The sequence below is a fragment of the Fodinicola feengrottensis genome (assembly GCF_039530045.1).
GTDB lineage: Bacteria > Actinomycetota > Actinomycetes > Mycobacteriales > HKI-0501 > Fodinicola > Fodinicola feengrottensis.
In genome coordinates this window covers 82,061-98,931 of record NZ_BAAANY010000021.1, presented here as the reverse complement: position 1 = coordinate 98,931, position 16,871 = coordinate 82,061, and the positions used below count along the sequence as shown (strand labels likewise).

The window sequence follows — 16,871 nt, the reverse complement described above, 5'->3', positions numbered from 1 at the left end:
AGCGGCCAGCTTCTGACCTCTACCCAGGGGCGACAGAACCCAGTTTGCTCGGTCAGTCGCGAAGGTCAGGGGGTGACGGGACCGCCGAGGGCGACCGCGCCGGACCAGCCGGAGCCGGGCCAGGACTGCCAGCTGGTGACGAACTGGCCATCGCGGTTGACGCCGAAGGCGGACAAGGCGCCGTTGACCCACTCGACCATCCGCGGGTTGCCGGCCAGCCGGCTGAGCCCGACGGCGGCCGAGGCGGTCCAGCCGGAGCCCGGCGCGCTCTGCCAGGTGGTCCAGAGATTGTCGTCGGCGCCGTGGACGTACGCGGAGAGGGCGCCGTTCGGGCTGACCGCCACGTCCGGCGTACCCACCATCGCGGCCGAGCCGATCTGAGTGAACGGTTTCGACCAGCTACCGCCAAAACCGCTCTGCCAGGTGGTGAACAACTGTCCGTTGCCGCCGCGGAAGTAGAGCGACATCGCGTTGTTCGGGCCAATCAGCACCCGCGGGTCGCCGCCGGCGCCGGCGCCCAGGTCCGTCCAGTCGTGCCAGGCGCTGCCGACCGCCGGCTGCCAGCTGGTCCAGAGGTGGCCGTTGCCATCTCGTACGTACGCGGACAACGTGCCGTTGGCGGCCATGATCGCGTCCGGGTCGCCGACCATCGCGACGCCGTTGGCGACCAGCGCGTACGCGTGCCAGGACGTGCTGTTTTCGCCGTTCTGCCAGCTGGTGTAGAGCTTGCCGTCGGCACCGCGGACGAACACCGACAGCAGCCCGTTGTCGCTGAGCACCACCCGCGGACTGCCGGTCGCCGCGCCGGCCGGTGCCCCGAGGTTGGTCCACGATCCCCAGCCGCCGCCCGGGCCGCTCTGCAGGCTGACGCGCAGGGTGTTGTCGCTGGCTCGTACGACCGCGGCCATCGCGCCGCCGCGGGTGACGATCACGTCCGGGGTGCCCTGCATGGTGATGCCCGCGATGGCGGCCGGCGGCTGCCAGCCGCTGCCCAGCGAGGTCTGCCAGCTGGTGTACAGCTGCCCGTCGGCGCCGCGGGCGAAGATCGACTGGTCACCGTTGTCGGCCTTCAGTGCGGTGGAGGGGCGCGACCCGCGAGCGAAAGCCACCAATTGGTCATAGACGCCGGCACCGATGTTCTTTCCAGTCAACCCAACCAAAGCCGCCGACATCTGGGCGCGAGCCTGGCTCGCGGCGGCCTCATCGCCGGCGTTCACCGCTTCGACCGCCGCGACCGCCGACTCGGCAGCCGCGGTTTCGGCTTCCAGGGTCCTGAAATACGGCTCGCTGTCGGCCAGGAATGACGGGTTGTTGAGGGTGCTTCGCAAAGTGGCCGGTGCTGCGTGGATTTTTTCCAACTCGGCCAGCAAAGCCGTGCTGGAAGCGGTGAGGTCGGTGTGCGACCGGAAAGCCGTCACGAAAGCGGAGATCAGCGGTTGTACGACCGGAGCGACCTCGGTGGTCAGCGGTGAGTTGACCGAACTTTCGGCGTACTTGCGCAAAGCGTCCGCCGCGGGGCCACCGAGCTCGGCCAGTGACCGGCTCCAGGAATTCTGTGCGTTGTACGCACCCGGATTCCAGTCGAAGTCGCCAATCGTGAAGAGCGAGATCAGCGACGGCTCTTCTTCCTGCATTTCATTGGCCATCAGGCCGACCGCGGACTGCGCCAGCGCCGGGTCGCGGCCCACCAGCGGGCCAAGGTGCTGCTGGTTCGACTCGTAGTCGTTCACCGGATAGTTGTCGAAAATCAGTAGCGGACGGCCGCCGAAAGCGCTCTGTGCCTGGGAAAAGTCGGTGCCACTGATCGTTGGCGAGACGACCTGTGGGCCAGTCCAGAAGAAGGTCACCGCTGGTGGGGTGAGTGCGGCGAATCGGGTCCGGTAGGTGGAGGATCCGGTGCCAGCGTATTCTTGCGGCACCGCGATGAGCTTGCCGCCACTGTGGGTCGCGACGAAATGGTTTTGGACATATGCCGTGTCGTACGCCTGCGCGGCGGCGGTGGGACTGGCGTCCGACCCGAACGCGGAGGTGTCCGCGGCACAGAGAAAATGGCCGGACGTGTCGTCCCAACCGATCGAGATGGTGTGGATACCGATGTCCCAAAGTTGTTGGTAGCGCGCGATAAGCGCGTCCAAATCGCTCTGGCTGGAGTGGCAGATCCCGCTGTTGGGCGCCTCCGGCGCTTCCGGGTCGATCCGGTAGAGGAAGTCGACGTGGTTCGCATTCGCCCGCGCGACCGCTTCGGCCAGCGCGCTCAGGGCGGCGGCCGGGTAGGGCACTCGCCAGTTCGCGCCGGCCGTGTGATCGTCGCCGCTGACCGTGTAGAGGAACGAGTTCATCTTGTGCTGGCCCAGAAAGTCCATCTGGTGCAGCAGGTCGGCCTGCGCCCACGGCTGACCGTAGAACGACTCTTCGCCGCCACGCATGGAAAAACCGGGCCAGTCGCGTACCTGTACGCCCGGCAGCCGGGCCGGACTGCCCGGCACGATCAGTTGTCGCAGCGTCTGGGCCGCGTAGAACGTGCCGGTGGGATCGACGCCGGAGAGGGCGACCACCGGCGTACCGGAGCGCTCGCCGGCGGCCAGCACGTACCCACCGGACGGCAGCCCGGCGGGGCCGGCGACGCCGAGGTCGCTCAGGACGGACGCGGTCGCGCCGCTCTCGGCCGGCCCGCCGACGTAGACCGCCAGGCCGCTGCCAGCGGCCGAGCCGGTAGTCACCGAGGCGACTCCAGCGGTGTGGAGGGTCGTGGTCACCGCACTTATGGCGGATGCGTCGGTGGTCGTACCGACCACCAGAGTGGCGCTGGACGGCAGTGCGAAACCGGTGGAAAACGCGGTTATCGACTGCGGGGTCGGTGACACCGCCGGGATCGCCACGTCCGCATGGCTCGCGGTCGGCGCTGCCAACACGCCGAGGGCGACCATCAGCGCGGTGGTCAAGGCACCTCGTCTGCGCCGGGAAGACAGCAGGTTCATATGAGCCTCCGGTCGGAGAGCCTGACAAGCATCTGGTACATACCAGTATCTGAAGGCTCTGCTGTCAAGGGGGTGGCCGGAAAAACTCACGAAAGAGGCCGACGATCGCGGTTCCCGGGCGGTGAGAAAACGATCTTTTGGCGGGTAGGGTGACCGTCGACGAAAGGAGCTCGATGCTCAAGGGGATGGATCCACTCCTGCACGCCGACCTGCTGCACGTACTGGCCGCGATGGGGCACGGGGACGAGATCGCGGTGGTGGACGCGAACTTTCCGGCGGTCACGATGGGGCGTCGGGTCGTACGGCTGGACGGTGTGGACGTGCCGACCGCCGCTGAGGCGGTGTGTACGGTCCTGCCGCTGGACCGGTTCGTGGACGCGCCGATCGTCCGGATGGCCGTGGTGGACGACCCGGAAACGCTGCCGCCGGTGCAGGTCGACGCGGTCGCCGGCATCCGTCGGGTCTCCGGTTGGAACGTACCGGTCGGCGCGGTCTCCCGGTTCGAGTTCTACGACCGGGCGCGGGCCGCATTCGCCGTGCTGGTGACCAGTGAGCACCGGCTCTATGGCTGCCTTCTGCTCGGCAAAGGCGTGCTGCCGGAGCCCACTTCATAAATTTTTTGGCCGGTAGGGGACCTGGCCAATTCCCGGGCCCGATCGCCTCTTTGTCCCGGTCAAACCTGGTGGACGAGTTTAAACCTATCCGACCGGACATTTATTTGGCTCTTTGTCACACGGTAAACGTGAGCGGTTTCCGCTTTGTCGCGATGCGACACCCATCGCCGGCCATTATCCTGCGTTCGGAATAACGGTAAAACGGGCGTACGGTAAGGGAGGCCGGTCGCGATGACGCAGGCAGCGGAGCCGGAATTGCACGAGCCGGATGCGGCAATGGTCCGCAGGGCGGTGTTTGCCTCCGCGATCGGCAACGCGGTGGAGTGGTACGACTACGGAGTTTTCACCGCTGGAGCCATCACCGGAGTGGTGGGCACGATTTTCTTCCCCGGCGACCAGGGCGGCACCGCGGTGCTGAAATCCCTGGCGCTGGTGGCCGTCGGTTTTATCGTACGACCGTTCGGTGGCGCTTTTTGGGGTCCGCTAGGCGACAAAGTGGGCCGCCGCGTGGTGCTGGCCGCGACTATCCTGATCATGTCTGGCTGCACCTTTCTGGTCGGTGTGCTGCCCACCTACGCCGCGATTGGGATCGCCGCACCGGTTCTTTTGTTGCTGTTGCGGGTGATTCAGGGATTCTCCACCGGCGGTGAGTATGGTGGCGCGGCCACCTGTATAGCCGAGTTCGCGCCCACCAAAAGACGAGGTTTCTTCGGCAGTTTCCTGGAATTCGGCACGCTGAGCGGCTATGTGCTCGGCCAGGTCGTGGTGCTGGCCGTGGTCGCCACCTGTACGAGTGCGCAGCTGAGCGCCTGGGGTTGGCGGATCCCGTTCCTGATCGCGCTGCCGTTGGGTCTGGTCGGGCTGTACCTGCGGACCCGGCTCGAGGAGACGCCGACTTTCAAGCTGCAGGAGCGAAACGGGCAGCGGCCGGACCACGCGCCGCTGCGGGAGACCCTGTTCGGCAACTGGAAGATGATCCTGAACCTGATCGGCATCGTCATTCTGCTCAACGTCGCCGACTACATGCTGCTGACCACCATGCCGTCGTACTTCACCCAGTATCTCCATGTCAGCGACACCGAGTCCGGGCTGATCATCATCGGCGTGGAGCTCGCGCAGATGGCGTTGATCGCGCCACTGGGCGCACTTTCCGACCGGATCGGCCGAAAACCACTGCTGCTGGCTTCGGCGATTGGTTTTGTCGTGCTGAGCTATCCAGCGATCAAACTCATGCAGATGGGCAATATTTTCACGCTGATCCTCGGATTCGCGATCGTCGCCTTCCTTTTGTTGTTGATCCTCGCGGTCATCGGGTCGACCTTCCCGGCGATGTTCCCGACCAGGGTGCGATATGGCTCGTTCGCGATTGGTTACAACATCTCCACCTCGCTCTTTGGCGGCACCACCGGCGTGGTGGTGGTGGCGCTGATCAATGCCACCGGCGACAAGGACATCCCGGCGTACTATCTGATCGCCGCCGGGCTCATCGGCCTGCTGCCGATCCTGTTGATCCCGGAGACCGCACGGGTGCCGATGTCCAAGATCAGCGCCGACCGCAAGCAGACCGCGCTGGCTGCCGAGCCGGTGTGAGGTCTCTGTAGAGGGCGTACCGAAAGATCGCCGGCACTGGCCGGCCCGCCGGCACCCTGAGCGGGGCCGTCTGCGGCTATTCTGCTCCGATGCGGTCTGAGAGCAGCTGGTCGACCCGCCGCCTGGGCGGCTGAGGCGGGTGCCCCGCCACGAACGCTGGAACGCGCTGCTGGAGGCGCTCGCCCGGGACGGCCAGCTGGGCGTCGAGCAGGCCGCCAGCGAGCTCGGCGTGTCCACCGCGACCATCCGCCGCGATCTGGACGAGCTCGCCGAGCAGCGGATGCTGACCCGTACCCGCGGCGGCGCGGTGCTCACCAGCGTCTCGTACGACCTGCCGCTGCGCTACAAGACCGCCCGGCACGCCCAGGAGAAGCTCCGGATCGCCCGGGCCGCCGCGAGCCTGGTCGAGGTCGGCTGGGTGGTCGCGCTGAACGGAGGCACCACGTCCACCGAGGTGGCCCGGTCGCTGGCCGAGAGCGACGAGCTGGCCGCCAGCTCGGTCAACCCGGCACTGACCATCGTCACGAACGCCCTCAACATCGCCAACGAGCTGGCCGTCCGCCCACACATCAAGATCGTCGTCACCGGCGGAGTGGCCCGGCCGCAGTCGTACGAGCTGGTCGGCCCACTCTCCTCCGGCATCCTCGACCTGATCACCCTGGACGCCGCCGTCATCGGCGTCGACGGCATCGACGTACGGCACGGCGCGACCGCGCACAACGAGAGCGAAGCCGGCGTCAACACCCAAATGGTCGGCCGCGCCCGCCGGGTCATCGTGGTCGCCGACAGCTCCAAACTCGGCGTCGGCACCTTCGCCCGGATCTGCAGCATCGACAAGGTCGACGTACTGATCACCGACGAAGCCGCCGACCTCGACATGTGCGCCCGCTTCACCGACGCCGGCGTCGAAGTCCAGCGCGTCTGATCCTCTCCCGGTCTACATAGGGTGCGGCGCGAAACTGTCGTACCCGACCCGAAAAATCGCCCCCACCCAGTGACGGGTGGGGGGCGGGTTTGAGGACCAATGTTCAACGAAAAATTAAGGTCTACCTCTCGACCCACCCCCCGCCCGTTCAAAGGGAGGGGGAAAGAAAAACAGACACCTACGACAATTTCGCGCCCCACCTACTCGGATTCCGCGAAATGGGGCGGCAATCGGACAGAGTGGGCCGGTGTCCGATTGTCACGACGGCGGTGAAGGGGTGGGTTTACGACTGGTGGGAGAGGGCGGCGATCGCGGTGGCGGCGCCCGGGGCGCCCAGGCGGACGAAGGCGGGGGTGACGCCGAGAGGGGCCGGGTACGCGGACAACGTGCGTGGGCCGGTGATCACTCGGTGGGTGACGGTGTCGAACCACGCGCCGGCCGGCAGGTCGATCGTGCGGGTGGGGGAGTCGCTCAACACCGGAGCGGCGAGCACCGAGGGGCCGAGCATCCACTCATCGTCGGTCGTGTAGAAGCGTTGGTCGGCAGCGAAGTCGAAGAATACCGGCCGGATGATCGGTGTGCCGTCGGCGACGGATTTCCGGGCCTGGGCTTGCAAATAGTCGGAGAGCCGACCGTGTCGCGCGATGGCGTTCTTGTAGAGCTGCACGGTTTCCGGGTCGTACGTGACGGGTTTGCCGGTGGTGTGGTCGACGACGCCGAGTGGGGAGGTCGACGAATACATCAGCGGCATCAGCGACGCTGCCTGTGCCCAGCGGACCAGGACCTGCTTGGTGGGCGCCGGTTCGCCGAGCGAGCCGCCGATCATGTCGGTTTCCACGAAGGGATAGCCGTCGGTGGAAATCGCCATCGAGCGGCGCAAAGTCGTTCGCAGTTCGGGAAAACTCGTGCCGGCGTCGACCGCGCGGATCACGAAACCATATTTCTGGTTGCCCCAGTGCACTCGTACGCCGGCACCCTGCAGGTCGAAACCGTCGGCCATTTCGGCGCCGAGCCGCTGGTAGTCGCCGGCCTGTACGCCGGCGGCCGGAGCGCAGCTGTCGTCAAAGAAACGGGTGTCGAACTTGAAGCCGTCCACGCCGTACGTGGACATCAGTTGGTGCAGGTTGCCGGTGTACCAGTCGCGAGCCGCGGGCTTGCCGAGGTCGATGATCCCGGCGGTGCCGTTCCACCAGGTGACAGTGCATGGCTTGGTCGAATCGGCGGCTGCGGCCAGCAGATAGCCGTGGTCCTTCGCGTACGCGTAATTCGCCGAGTCGAGGTTGATCCAGAGCGTCGTCCAGAGCCCGAAATGATAGCCCATCGAGTGAATCTGGTCGGACATTGCCTTGGGGTTGGGGAAAGTCTTCGGATCGAAGGTCAGGTTGCCGTAATTCGACTCCCATTTGTCGTCCAGCTGGATGGTGTGCCCACCGAGCCCGGCCGCGTGCAGTTTTCCGGCCCAGTCAAGGACTTTGTTCTGGTCGATGGCGGTGTAGAACTGTGCCCATGAATTCCACAACGGTTGCGCGATCTCGGCTGGAGTCGCGTCGCTCTTCGACGGTTTTCCTACGACCTCGACATAATCTTGGTAGACGGCGGACGGTGTCGACTCCACGAACACCGTCGAGGCGTACGAATCCGTGCTCTTGATGGTGAAATCGCCGAGCCCGGAGGCGGATTTGTTGATCTGTACGTCCATCGGCGAGGCCGTCCGGACGTAGTTGCCGACCGACGACGACGTGTACCAGTAGGGCTCCATCATCAGGTAGCTGGCCGGCGAGAAGTCCGGCTCCGACACCTGCCCGGCGTCCAGCGGGTACGGCTGGGCCGCGCCCTCACTGGTCTCGCCGCCGCCGTACCAGTGACCGGCGGAGGACAGTTGGTAGCTCACCGTACGGGCGCCGGCCGGCGCGCCGGCGACCGACCACGTCAGGTCGTACCGGTCCGCGGTCGGCGTGATCGCCACCGCGACGGTGTCTGCGGGCGCGGTCGAGGCGGCCGCTATTCGCAGCGTGCCGGCCGCATAACTCCACGTCGTGACGCTGGTGGCGTGTTGGTCGCCGAACGCGAACCCGCCGGCCGGGTTGGTGGCCAGAACCGTCCTGCCGGCGCGCACGGTGCGCACGCCGAGGGTCTTCTCGTCGATCAGCAGCCGATAGCCCGGGCCGCCATGCCCCGGCGGCACGGTGACTGTCAGTTGACCGCGGGATTCGCTCACGGCGACCGGGCCTGGGCCATCTCGATCGGCAGCCGCCGCGCCGACCGTGGTGATGGTCGGCAGTAGGGCGGTGACCAGGGCAAACGCTCCGGCGGTGAGGAGGGTACGGGTACGAGCCATCAGCACTCCCAGCAACTCGAATGACTGTTCCTGCGTGAAAGTTGGGATTTTGTGCCACTAACATGCATAGCTCACCCGCTCTCGATCGCAATGTCAAGACGCGTGAGTCGCTCCGCGCGGCGATCTGGGCGATGGTGCGCTAAAGTTCGCGAGCCGACCGAGCGACCGTCAGTATATGTGGGGTTAAATGCACATTTTCGCCGATGCGGGAATCGGAACTGTCGGGCCGCGAACCGGTGCGGCGATGGTGGAAACCGTCCTATGCTGCGCTGCAGTAAAAAATTGTCTGCCAGTGTCGGTTCGCTGTGATTCACATCCCGACGGGCCGTGGCCGGCGGAGACGGGCGCGGAAGGAATGGGACATGTCTGATCGAAAGCGGGTCTTGCGGGGGGTCGCCTTGGCGTCAGCCGCCGCGCTCGCGCTTAGCGCGTGTGGCACGCCGGACTCCGGTGGCGACGCGGGCAATGGCAAGGAGCACCGAGGCGGCACGCTCAACGTGCTCATACAGTCGGATTTCGAGCACATCGACCCGCAGCGGACCTACACCGCGGCCGGCGAGAGCTTCGACCGGCTGATCGCGCCGGCGCTGACCGCGTACAAGAACGCGCCAGGCAAGGCGGGCGCGGAGATCACCGGCGACTCGGCCACCGACACCGGCAGTCACAACGCCGACAACACCGTGTGGACCTTCACCCTCCGGGACGGGTTGAAGTGGCAGGACGGAAAGGCCGTCACCTGTGACGACTTCAAGTACGGCGTCGAGCGCTCGTTCTCCGACCTGATCACCGACGGCGCCGACTACCAGAAGCAGTATCTGGTCGGCGGCGACTCGTACAAGGGCATCTACCTCGACCCGGCCGGACTGCCCTCGATTATCTGCAGTGGCAACAAAATCGCCTTCCACCTGAACAAGTCGATCAACGACTTCAACTACACGGTGACGTTGCCGACGTTCAGCGCGGTGCGTAAGGACAAGGACACCAAGGAAAAGTACGACAACAACGTGTTCTCGTACGGGCCGTACCAGATCGACAGCTACGTGCGATCCAAGTCGATTGACCTCAGCCGTAACAAGTTCTGGGATCAGGCAAAGGATCCGGTTCGCAAGAACCTGCCGGACAAGTGGGCTTTCGCGATCGGTGCCGACGAGACCGTCATCACCGACCGGATGCTGCACGACCAGGGCCCGGACCAGAGCACGATCACCCTCGGCGCCAACATCTCGCCGCAACAGGTGGCGCAGGTGCAGGCCGACCCGAAGTTGAAGTCCCGGCTGTTGAGCGGCCCGGACGGCTTCACGTACTACCTGTCGATCAACAACAGCAAGATCAAGGACGTGAACTGCCGTCGGGCGTACACGTACGCGATCGACAAGACGACCTACCTGACCGCGCTGGGCGGACCGGCGGTCGGTGAGCTCGCCACCTCGATCATCGCGCCGAATCTGCCGGCCCACCGGGACAGCATCGACGTGTACGGCCTGCAGAAGATGCCGCAGGGTGACCCGAACAAGGCCAAGCAGCTGTTGGCCCAGTCGCCGACCTGCCCGCGCACCATCACGTTCGACTACCGGACCGGCAACACCGCCGACGACAAGGCCGCGGCCGCGATCGTGGCCGGCATGGCCCGGGCCGGCATCACCGTCAAGCTGAACCCGATCGCCCGCAACGTCTACATCGCCACCGTCGGCAAGCCGGCGGCCCAGCACGACATGGCGATCAACAGCTGGATCGCCGACTGGCCGTCCGGTTCGGCGGTCATCTCGCAGCTGTTCGACGGCCGGATTATCAGCGCGAGTGGAAACCCGAACCGTTCGCAGCTGAACGACTCGGCCATCAACGCCGGAATTGACGCCGCGTACAAAGAACCCGATAACGCCAAAGCCCAGATGATGTGGGGCGATCTGGACGAAAAAGTGCAGCAGGACGCGGCCGTCATTCCGCTGCGTTTCACCAAGGCATACGTTTTGTACGGTTCGAAGGTGACCGGTGCTTTCCTTGATCCGGTCTATTCCGATGCCGATCTTTGCAATGTGGGCGTGAGCTGAACCGCATTGCACCGGAATGCACCAAAACACGGAGCCTGGTCGCCGCGATGGTGGCTGGGCTCCGTGCGTTCCTGGGCAAATTCTGTGGAACCTCGTACGGCGGCGATCGTCCCGCGATTACGATGCGGTGACGTTTCGGCGACCACTCTTGGGCGCCGGAGTTTGACCGGCATATCGTGCGGCACGACCGGGTCGCGCGACAGCGGGCGATGTGTCCGGAAAAGGGAAGGAAATCGAATGTCTCTAAAGGGCATCCGCGGCTCACGACTAGCCGTGGCCGGTGTGGCTCTGTCACTGGTGACCCTGGTGGCGAGCGCATGTGGCACGCCTGACACGCCGAGCGGGGGCGGAGGTGGCACCGCCGTCAAACGTGGCGGGACCGTCTACGTCCTCATGCAGCAGGACTTCGAGCACCTCGATCCGGCGCGCAGCTACGTCGGTCAGCAGCTCAGCCTCAACCGGCTGTTCGCGCCCACCCTGACCGCCTTCAAGGCGGCCGCTGGGCAGACCGGCACCGAGATCCAGGCCGACTCCGCGACGGACATCGGCAAGCACAACGCCGACTCCACCGAGTGGACCTTCACCGTCCGGGACGGTCTGAAGTGGCAGGACGGCAAGGCCGTCACCTGCGCGGACTTCAAGTACGGCGTGGAGCGCTCGTTCTCCAGCCTGCTGCCGGACGGTCCCGAATACCAGAAGCAGTATCTGGTCGGTGGCAAGGACTACCCGGGCATCTACCAGGCGCCCCAGGGCCTGCCGTCGGTGATCTGCAACGGCAACACCATCACGTACAAGCTGAGCAGCCCGGTGACCGACTTCAACAACACGGTGACCCTGCCGATCTTCTCGGCGGTCCGCAAGGACAAGGACACCAAGGCGCAGTACGACACCACGTTCTTCTCGTACGGGCCGTACCAGATCCAGAAGTACACCCGTGACCAGCAGCTGATCCTGGTTCGCAACAAGTACTGGGACCAGAGCAAGGACACCCTGCGCCAGAACTACCCGGACAAGTGGCAGTTCACGTTCGGCCTGGACGAGAGCGTGGTCACCGACCGGCTGAAGCAGGACCGCGGCAACGACCAGGCGGCGGTCACCTCCGGCCTGTTCGTCTCGGCGTCCGAGGCGCCCGGCATCCTCGCCGACCCGAACGAGAAGGCGCGGACCGTCACCGGCCTCACCCCGTACACGTACTACATCGCCATCAACACCAAGAAGGTGCCGGACCTCAAGTGCCGGCAGGCGTACGAGTACGCGATCGATAAGACCACTTACCTGACCGCTTTCGGCGGCCCGAACTACGGTGAGCCGGCCACCTCGATCATCAACCCGTTGCTGAAGGCTCATAAGGACTTCGACCTCTACGGCACGAAGACCTCGCCGACCGGTGACCCGGCCAAGGCCAAGGCGCTGCTGGCCCAGTCGCCGACCTGCTCGCGCAACATCAAGTTCGACTACCGTACGAACAACTCCGGTGACGACAAAGCGGCCGCCGCGGTCAAGGCCGCGTTCGCCCGTGCCGGTATCAACGTGACGCCGAACCCGATCAAGCGCAGCGAGTACTACGCGACCATCGGCAAGCCGGTTGTGCAGAACGAGATCTCGTTTGGCTCGTGGGCGGCTGACTGGCCGTCGGGTGGCTCGGTCATCCCGCCGTTGTTCGACGGCCGGCAGATCCCGGCCGCCGGCAACCAGAACTTCGCGCAGCTCAACGTCCCGGCCATCAACAACGGCATGGACGCGGCCGCGAAGATCGCCGACCCGACGCAGGCCCAGCAGGCATGGGGCAACCTGGACCAGCAGGTCCAGGAGCAGGCCGCGACCATCCCGATGCGTTACCTGAAGACCGTCCTGATGCACGGCTCCAAGATCGGCGGGAACGTGTTCCTGGACAGCAACTACTCAGAGATCAACATCTGCACGATCGGTGTCACCGACACCAGCGTCTAAGCGCTCCAGCCAAACGCCCTCACAGAACCTGTGAGGGCGTTTGGCGTTTAGCGGCGTGTTAACGCGGGCAGTATGACGCTGCTGGGTAGCGACCGGCTACCGTGCACGATGGATGGATCCAGGCAGCGGGGGACCTGCTTCGTTCATCTGGTTCGTAGTGATCCTGTGGGGGGACGGTACGACGTGGGACCGAAGGCGACAGGCTCGTGAGTGTCGAGCCGGTGGATGACGGCGGTGACGGGTCGACCCGGTTGCGGTTGTGGACCGTACGCCGGCAGCTCACCGACGGTGGATGGCTGCGCTGGGCACCGGACGCGACGACCTTGCTGGTGTCGGTTTTCGCCGAGTCATCGCGATTACCGTGGTCCGGCTATGACGAAGAGGTGACCAGCAGGGCCGGTTGGAAGTCGTCCCCGTGGGCGCTGCCCGAGGACGACGCCGACCGTACGGCGCTGCGGCTGCTGCTGGCCGGCCGGAAACCGGCCGGTGGCGGGGCCTCGGTGAGCCGGCTTGCCCGGCACATGCAGCGCTGGTCACGGGTGTGCCGGACGGCTGGCGCCGGCGACCAGCAGGTGCTCTCGGACCTGCATCGCGCGCTGGTCCGCTTCGGCGTACTGACCGACACCGGCCTGCTCAGCCGGCGGACGGTGGGGCTGGGAGAGGTCGCCAACGTGCTGGACGTGCTGCCGCTGACCGAGGCCGAGCGGGCCGAAGAGGAGCAGGCGCAGCGCGGCGAGCCGCCGCGGATCCACCGGCAGCGCTCGGTCGCCGACCGTTGACCGTCGATGCTCTCGTCGAGGAGCTTATCGAGGTCGGCCGTGACCTGGTCGCGACTGGCCTGACCAGGGCATCTTCCGGCAACCTGTCGGCCCGGTTGGCCGGCTCGGACACCTTCGTGATCACCGGCAGGGGGACCTGGCTGAACCGGCTCCGGCCAGCCGACTTCGCGGTCGTACGGCTGGATGACACGGTCGTCGGCGGCCCCGCGGTGCCGTCCACCGAATACCGGCTGCACCTGCGTACGTACCAGGCCAGGCCGGACGCCAACAGCGTCATCCACGCCCACCCGCGGATGTCCGTACTGGTGGACGCGCTTGGCCACGAGATCAAACCGCTGACCCTGGACCAGGCCTACTACCTGCCCCGGATCGGCCGCATCGACTTCTACCCGAACGGTTCCTGGGACCTTGCCGACCACGCCGCCGCGGCCTGCGCGGACTGCGACGCGGTGGTGCTCGGCTACCACGGCAGCTCGTGCGTCGGCGACACCGTCGAGATGGCCCACCGCCGTACGCTCATCCTCGAGGACGCAGCCACGCTGACCTACCACGCTGTCCTCGCCGGCCGCCCGGATCTGCGCTTCCCGCCCGGCGTAAAGCTGACTGACTAATGGCCCCTGCCGGACGAGCATTGTCGATTCGGTGCCTGCCGCCGACCAGGTGCGGCGCGAAATTGTCGTAGGTGTCTGTTTTTCTTTCCCCCTCCCTTTGAACGGGCGGGGGGTGGGTCGAGAGGTGGACCTTAATTTTTAGTTGAACATTGGTCCTCGAACCCGCCCCCCACCCGTCACTGGGTGGGGGCAAATCTGCCGGAGGGGTACGACAGTTTCGCGCCGTACCCCTCTTGGCGTTTGGCCGCGATGACTCATCGCGGCCAAACGCCAGATCGACCTAGAACCAAGGGCGCAGCGGGACGTTGGCGTTGCCGGTCGAGTCGACCTTGACGCCGAGCACCTGGTGCAGCTGGATCTTGTTCTTCTCGAACGACAGCCGTGAGGCCGCCATGTAAAGCGCCCACACCCGGGCCGTCCCGAGCCCGACCTCCTGGACCGCCTCGTCCCAGTGCTCGTCGAGGTTGTCGCACCAGCCCTTGAGCGTCATCGCGTAGTGCTCACGCAGGTTCTCCGCGTGCCGCGGCTCAAAACCGTTGTCCTGCAGGGCGGTGACCGTACGCCCAAGAGCGGTGATCTCGCCGTCCGGGAACACGAAACGGTTGATGAAACCACGTCCGTACGCGACCCGTTCGGTGTTGGTCGGGCGCATGATCGAGTGGTTCAACAGCCGGCCCTGCGGCCTTAGCAGGCCATGCAGTTTCTGGAAATACGCCGAGTAGTTCTTCACGCCGATGTGCTCGGTCAGCCCGATCGAGCTGATCGCGTCGAACGGCCCGTCCACCACGTCGCGGTAGTCGCCGTGCCGGATCTCGGCCACATCGGACAGTCCCTGCTCGGCGACCGCCTTCTGGCCCCATTCGGCCTGCTGCCGCGAAAGCGTCACGCCGACCACGGTCACGCCGTAGTGCTTGGCCGCGTGCCGGACCATCCCGCCCCAGCCGCAGCCGATGTCCAGCAGCCGCTGGCCGGGCTGCAGGCCGAGCTTGCGGCACACCAGGTCGTGCTTCTCGTACTGCGCCTCTTCCAGCGTCGACTCCGCCGTCGGATAGACCGCGCAGGTGTACGCCATCGACGGGCCGAGCACCCACTCGTAGAACGTGTTGGACACGTCGTAGTGGTGCTTGATCGCCGCCGCGTCCCGGTTCTTGGCGTGCCGCAGGCCGTGAGCCAACCGGCTGGCGCCAATCTCCTCCGGCAGCGGCGGGTTCCACTTCAGGATCTTGAGCCCGAGGTCACGCAACACCCGGACCTTCTCGGCCACCCCGATCGGCTCGAAGTCCACACTGCCGAGCACCTTGAAGGCGTCGTAGATCTTGCCTTCGACCTCCAGTGCCCCACTGACGTACGCGCGCGCCAGGCCCAGCTCCATCGACGCGGAGGTGGCCAGATACGACAGCGCTTGCTCGTTGACGACCCGTACCTTGACCGGCGCGTCGGTCGGTCCGTAGCGGCTGCCGTCGTACGCGACGAACTCGATCGGCGCACCGGCCCCGACCGCTGTCGCGATGATGTCGGCGATTGTGCGGCGCTTGCGACTCATCATGACCTCCCGACTGTTTTGGCGTACAAATCGGCGAATCGTCCGTTGGGGTCGTAGCGCTTCTTGAGCATCGCGTACGCCTCGCCGTTGTACAGCCGCCAGAATTCCTCTTCCGAATAGAAAGCGGTGGAATAGAGCGACTTTCGCCCACCCAACCGCTCCACCTCGGCTTCGATCAGCCGGTTGTGCGTGTCATCCGGCTGGCCAGGAGCCAAGTCCACACTGGACCAGAACCCCACGTTCACATAAAGAATTTCCGGATTGAGTTTGTAAAGATCCCAGGTGAGGTCCTTGCGGGCCTGCCGCAGCGGACACACCCACACCGGCGAGATGCCGATCTCGCGATGGAAGAAGTCCAGGAAGGCCGGCAGCTTGTCCACCGGGACCTCGATGTCCTGCACGACCTCCTCGATCTCCGGTTTGCCGCGAGCCCGGTCCAGCCGGCGTACGACGTGGTTCCGGCGTTCGAAGTTCGCCACTTTCCAGTAGACCTCACTGCGCAGGAACCGGCGCGGGATGAGGCGGCGAAAGCGCGGGTCCTGCACCCCGAAAGCGCGCGAACACCAGAACCAGTCGGTGTCCCAACGCCACAGGTAGTCGTCAATCGTCAGGTAGTCCTCGCGCCGCCGGCCAACCGACTGGTAGTAGATCTGCTGGCCGGTGTAGTCCGAGGTGTAAGGCGCGGATTTGGTGTAGCTGCCCAGCGTCAGCACATGCCGGCGGGCGGTGAACACCGTCCCGTCGACGAAATCCACCCGCTCGCCCAGGTATTCGCCGGCCGCGCAGATGTCCTGGATGGCCTGCGCGTACTCGCCGGCGTCGTCGAACCGCAGATGCCGCAGGTGGACGTACGGAGTGACGCGCTCCAGCTGGATCTTCAGGCGCAACGAATAACCGAGGCTGCCGTACGAGTTCGGGAAGCCGGTGTAGAGGTCCGCATGGTCGCCTTCGGGGCGCGCGGTGATCAGCTGCCCGTCGCCGGTGAGAATGTCCTCCTCGATCACCGACTCGTGCGGCAGGCCGTTCCGAAAGCTCGGCGACTCGATGCCGAGGCCGGTCACCGCCCCGCCCAGGGTGATCGTTCGCAGTTGTGGCACGACCAGCGGCACCAGCCCGTAGGGCAGCGTCGCGTCGACCAGGTCTTCGTACGTCGTCATGCCGCCGACGTCCGCGGTCATCGCGTCCGGGTCGACATGGAAAACCTGGTCCAGTCCGGTGACATCCAGCCGATGCACGGGTTTGTTGTCGCGCAGCCGGAACAAGTTCGACGTTCGCTTGCCCAGCCGTACCGGCTCGTTCGGGTCGATCGCCGCCAGCTCACCGGCCAGTCGGTTCGCGGTCACCCGGTAGTCGGCTAGCGCAGCATTCAACCCACCACTCATCGTCCCCACCACGGCGCTCCCTCACTGCTCCGGCCAACCGTCCGATCCCATCACGATGACCAGCTCCTCGCCAGTGTGATACCGCTTAACATTGGCGCGATGTAGCGCACATA

General features: G+C 65.7%; 11 protein-coding genes. 7 read left to right on the top strand and 4 right to left on the bottom strand.

Features of this window, described 5'->3' with window-relative positions; all coding sequences use genetic code 11:
* Positions 1-65 precede the first annotated feature (65 nt).
* The gene (locus ABD301_RS27590; protein WP_344313323.1) at positions 66-2,942 is read right to left on the bottom strand and encodes a beta-N-acetylglucosaminidase domain-containing protein; all 2,877 of its coding nucleotides are present in this window, start codon (positions 2,940-2,942) and stop codon (positions 66-68) included.
* A gap of 209 nt (positions 2,943-3,151) precedes the next feature.
* On the opposite strand from ABD301_RS27590, the gene ABD301_RS27585 reads away from it, so the two are divergent.
* From ABD301_RS27585 to ABD301_RS27575, 3 genes are all read left to right on the top strand, one after another.
* Positions 3,152-3,592, top strand: coding sequence for an RbsD/FucU family protein (locus tag ABD301_RS27585; RefSeq protein ID WP_344313322.1), 441 nt, complete (start codon positions 3,152-3,154; stop codon positions 3,590-3,592).
* 231 nt (positions 3,593-3,823) lie between these two features.
* Complete coding sequence (locus ABD301_RS27580) at positions 3,824-5,182, top strand: MFS transporter (RefSeq protein WP_344313321.1); 1,359 nt, start codon at positions 3,824-3,826, stop codon at positions 5,180-5,182.
* A gap of 139 nt (positions 5,183-5,321) precedes the next feature.
* Positions 5,322-6,107 (top strand): DeoR/GlpR family DNA-binding transcription regulator, encoded by a 786-nt coding sequence (locus tag ABD301_RS27575; protein WP_344313320.1) that lies wholly within the window; start codon positions 5,322-5,324, stop codon positions 6,105-6,107.
* A 283-nt stretch (positions 6,108-6,390) separates the two neighbouring features.
* Here ABD301_RS27575 and ABD301_RS27570 read toward each other — a convergent pair whose 3' ends face one another.
* Positions 6,391-8,445: a TIM-barrel domain-containing protein gene (locus tag ABD301_RS27570; protein WP_344313319.1), complete on the bottom strand. Its 2,055-nt coding sequence runs from the start codon at positions 8,443-8,445 to the stop codon at positions 6,391-6,393.
* A 362-nt stretch (positions 8,446-8,807) separates the two neighbouring features.
* On the opposite strand from ABD301_RS27570, the gene ABD301_RS27565 reads away from it, so the two are divergent.
* The 4 genes from ABD301_RS27565 to ABD301_RS27550 all read left to right on the top strand — a co-directional run bounded on the left by ABD301_RS27565 (position 8,808) and on the right by ABD301_RS27550 (position 13,833).
* On the top strand, positions 8,808-10,493 hold the full coding sequence (locus ABD301_RS27565) for an ABC transporter substrate-binding protein (protein ID WP_163571432.1): 1,686 nt from the start codon (positions 8,808-8,810) through the stop codon (positions 10,491-10,493).
* Positions 10,494-10,730: 237 nt separating this feature from the next.
* Positions 10,731-12,443 carry an ABC transporter substrate-binding protein gene (locus tag ABD301_RS27560; protein WP_344313318.1) on the top strand — a complete coding sequence of 571 codons (1,713 nt, stop codon included), beginning with the start codon at positions 10,731-10,733 and terminating at the stop codon, positions 12,441-12,443.
* 206 nt (positions 12,444-12,649) lie between these two features.
* A complete protein-coding gene (locus ABD301_RS27555; protein ID WP_344313316.1) occupies positions 12,650-13,222 on the top strand; it encodes a hypothetical protein in 573 nt (190 codons plus the stop codon).
* Complete coding sequence (locus ABD301_RS27550; protein ID WP_163571440.1) at positions 13,219-13,833, top strand: class II aldolase/adducin family protein; 615 nt, start codon at positions 13,219-13,221, stop codon at positions 13,831-13,833. Before ABD301_RS27555 ends, ABD301_RS27550 begins: the two co-directional genes overlap by 4 nt.
* Positions 13,834-14,113: 280 nt before the next feature.
* On the opposite strand, the gene ABD301_RS27545 is transcribed toward ABD301_RS27550, so the two are convergent.
* Together ABD301_RS27545 and ABD301_RS27540 are read right to left on the bottom strand one after the other, a co-directional pair.
* Positions 14,114-15,376 (bottom strand): class I SAM-dependent methyltransferase, encoded by a 1,263-nt coding sequence (locus ABD301_RS27545; RefSeq protein ID WP_163571507.1) that lies wholly within the window; start codon positions 15,374-15,376, stop codon positions 14,114-14,116.
* Entirely contained in the window at positions 15,376-16,758 is a 1,383-nt protein-coding gene (locus ABD301_RS27540) for an FAD-binding oxidoreductase (RefSeq protein WP_344313314.1), read from the bottom strand. Before ABD301_RS27540 ends, ABD301_RS27545 begins: the two co-directional genes overlap by 1 nt.
* Positions 16,759-16,871: the final 113 nt, after the last annotated feature.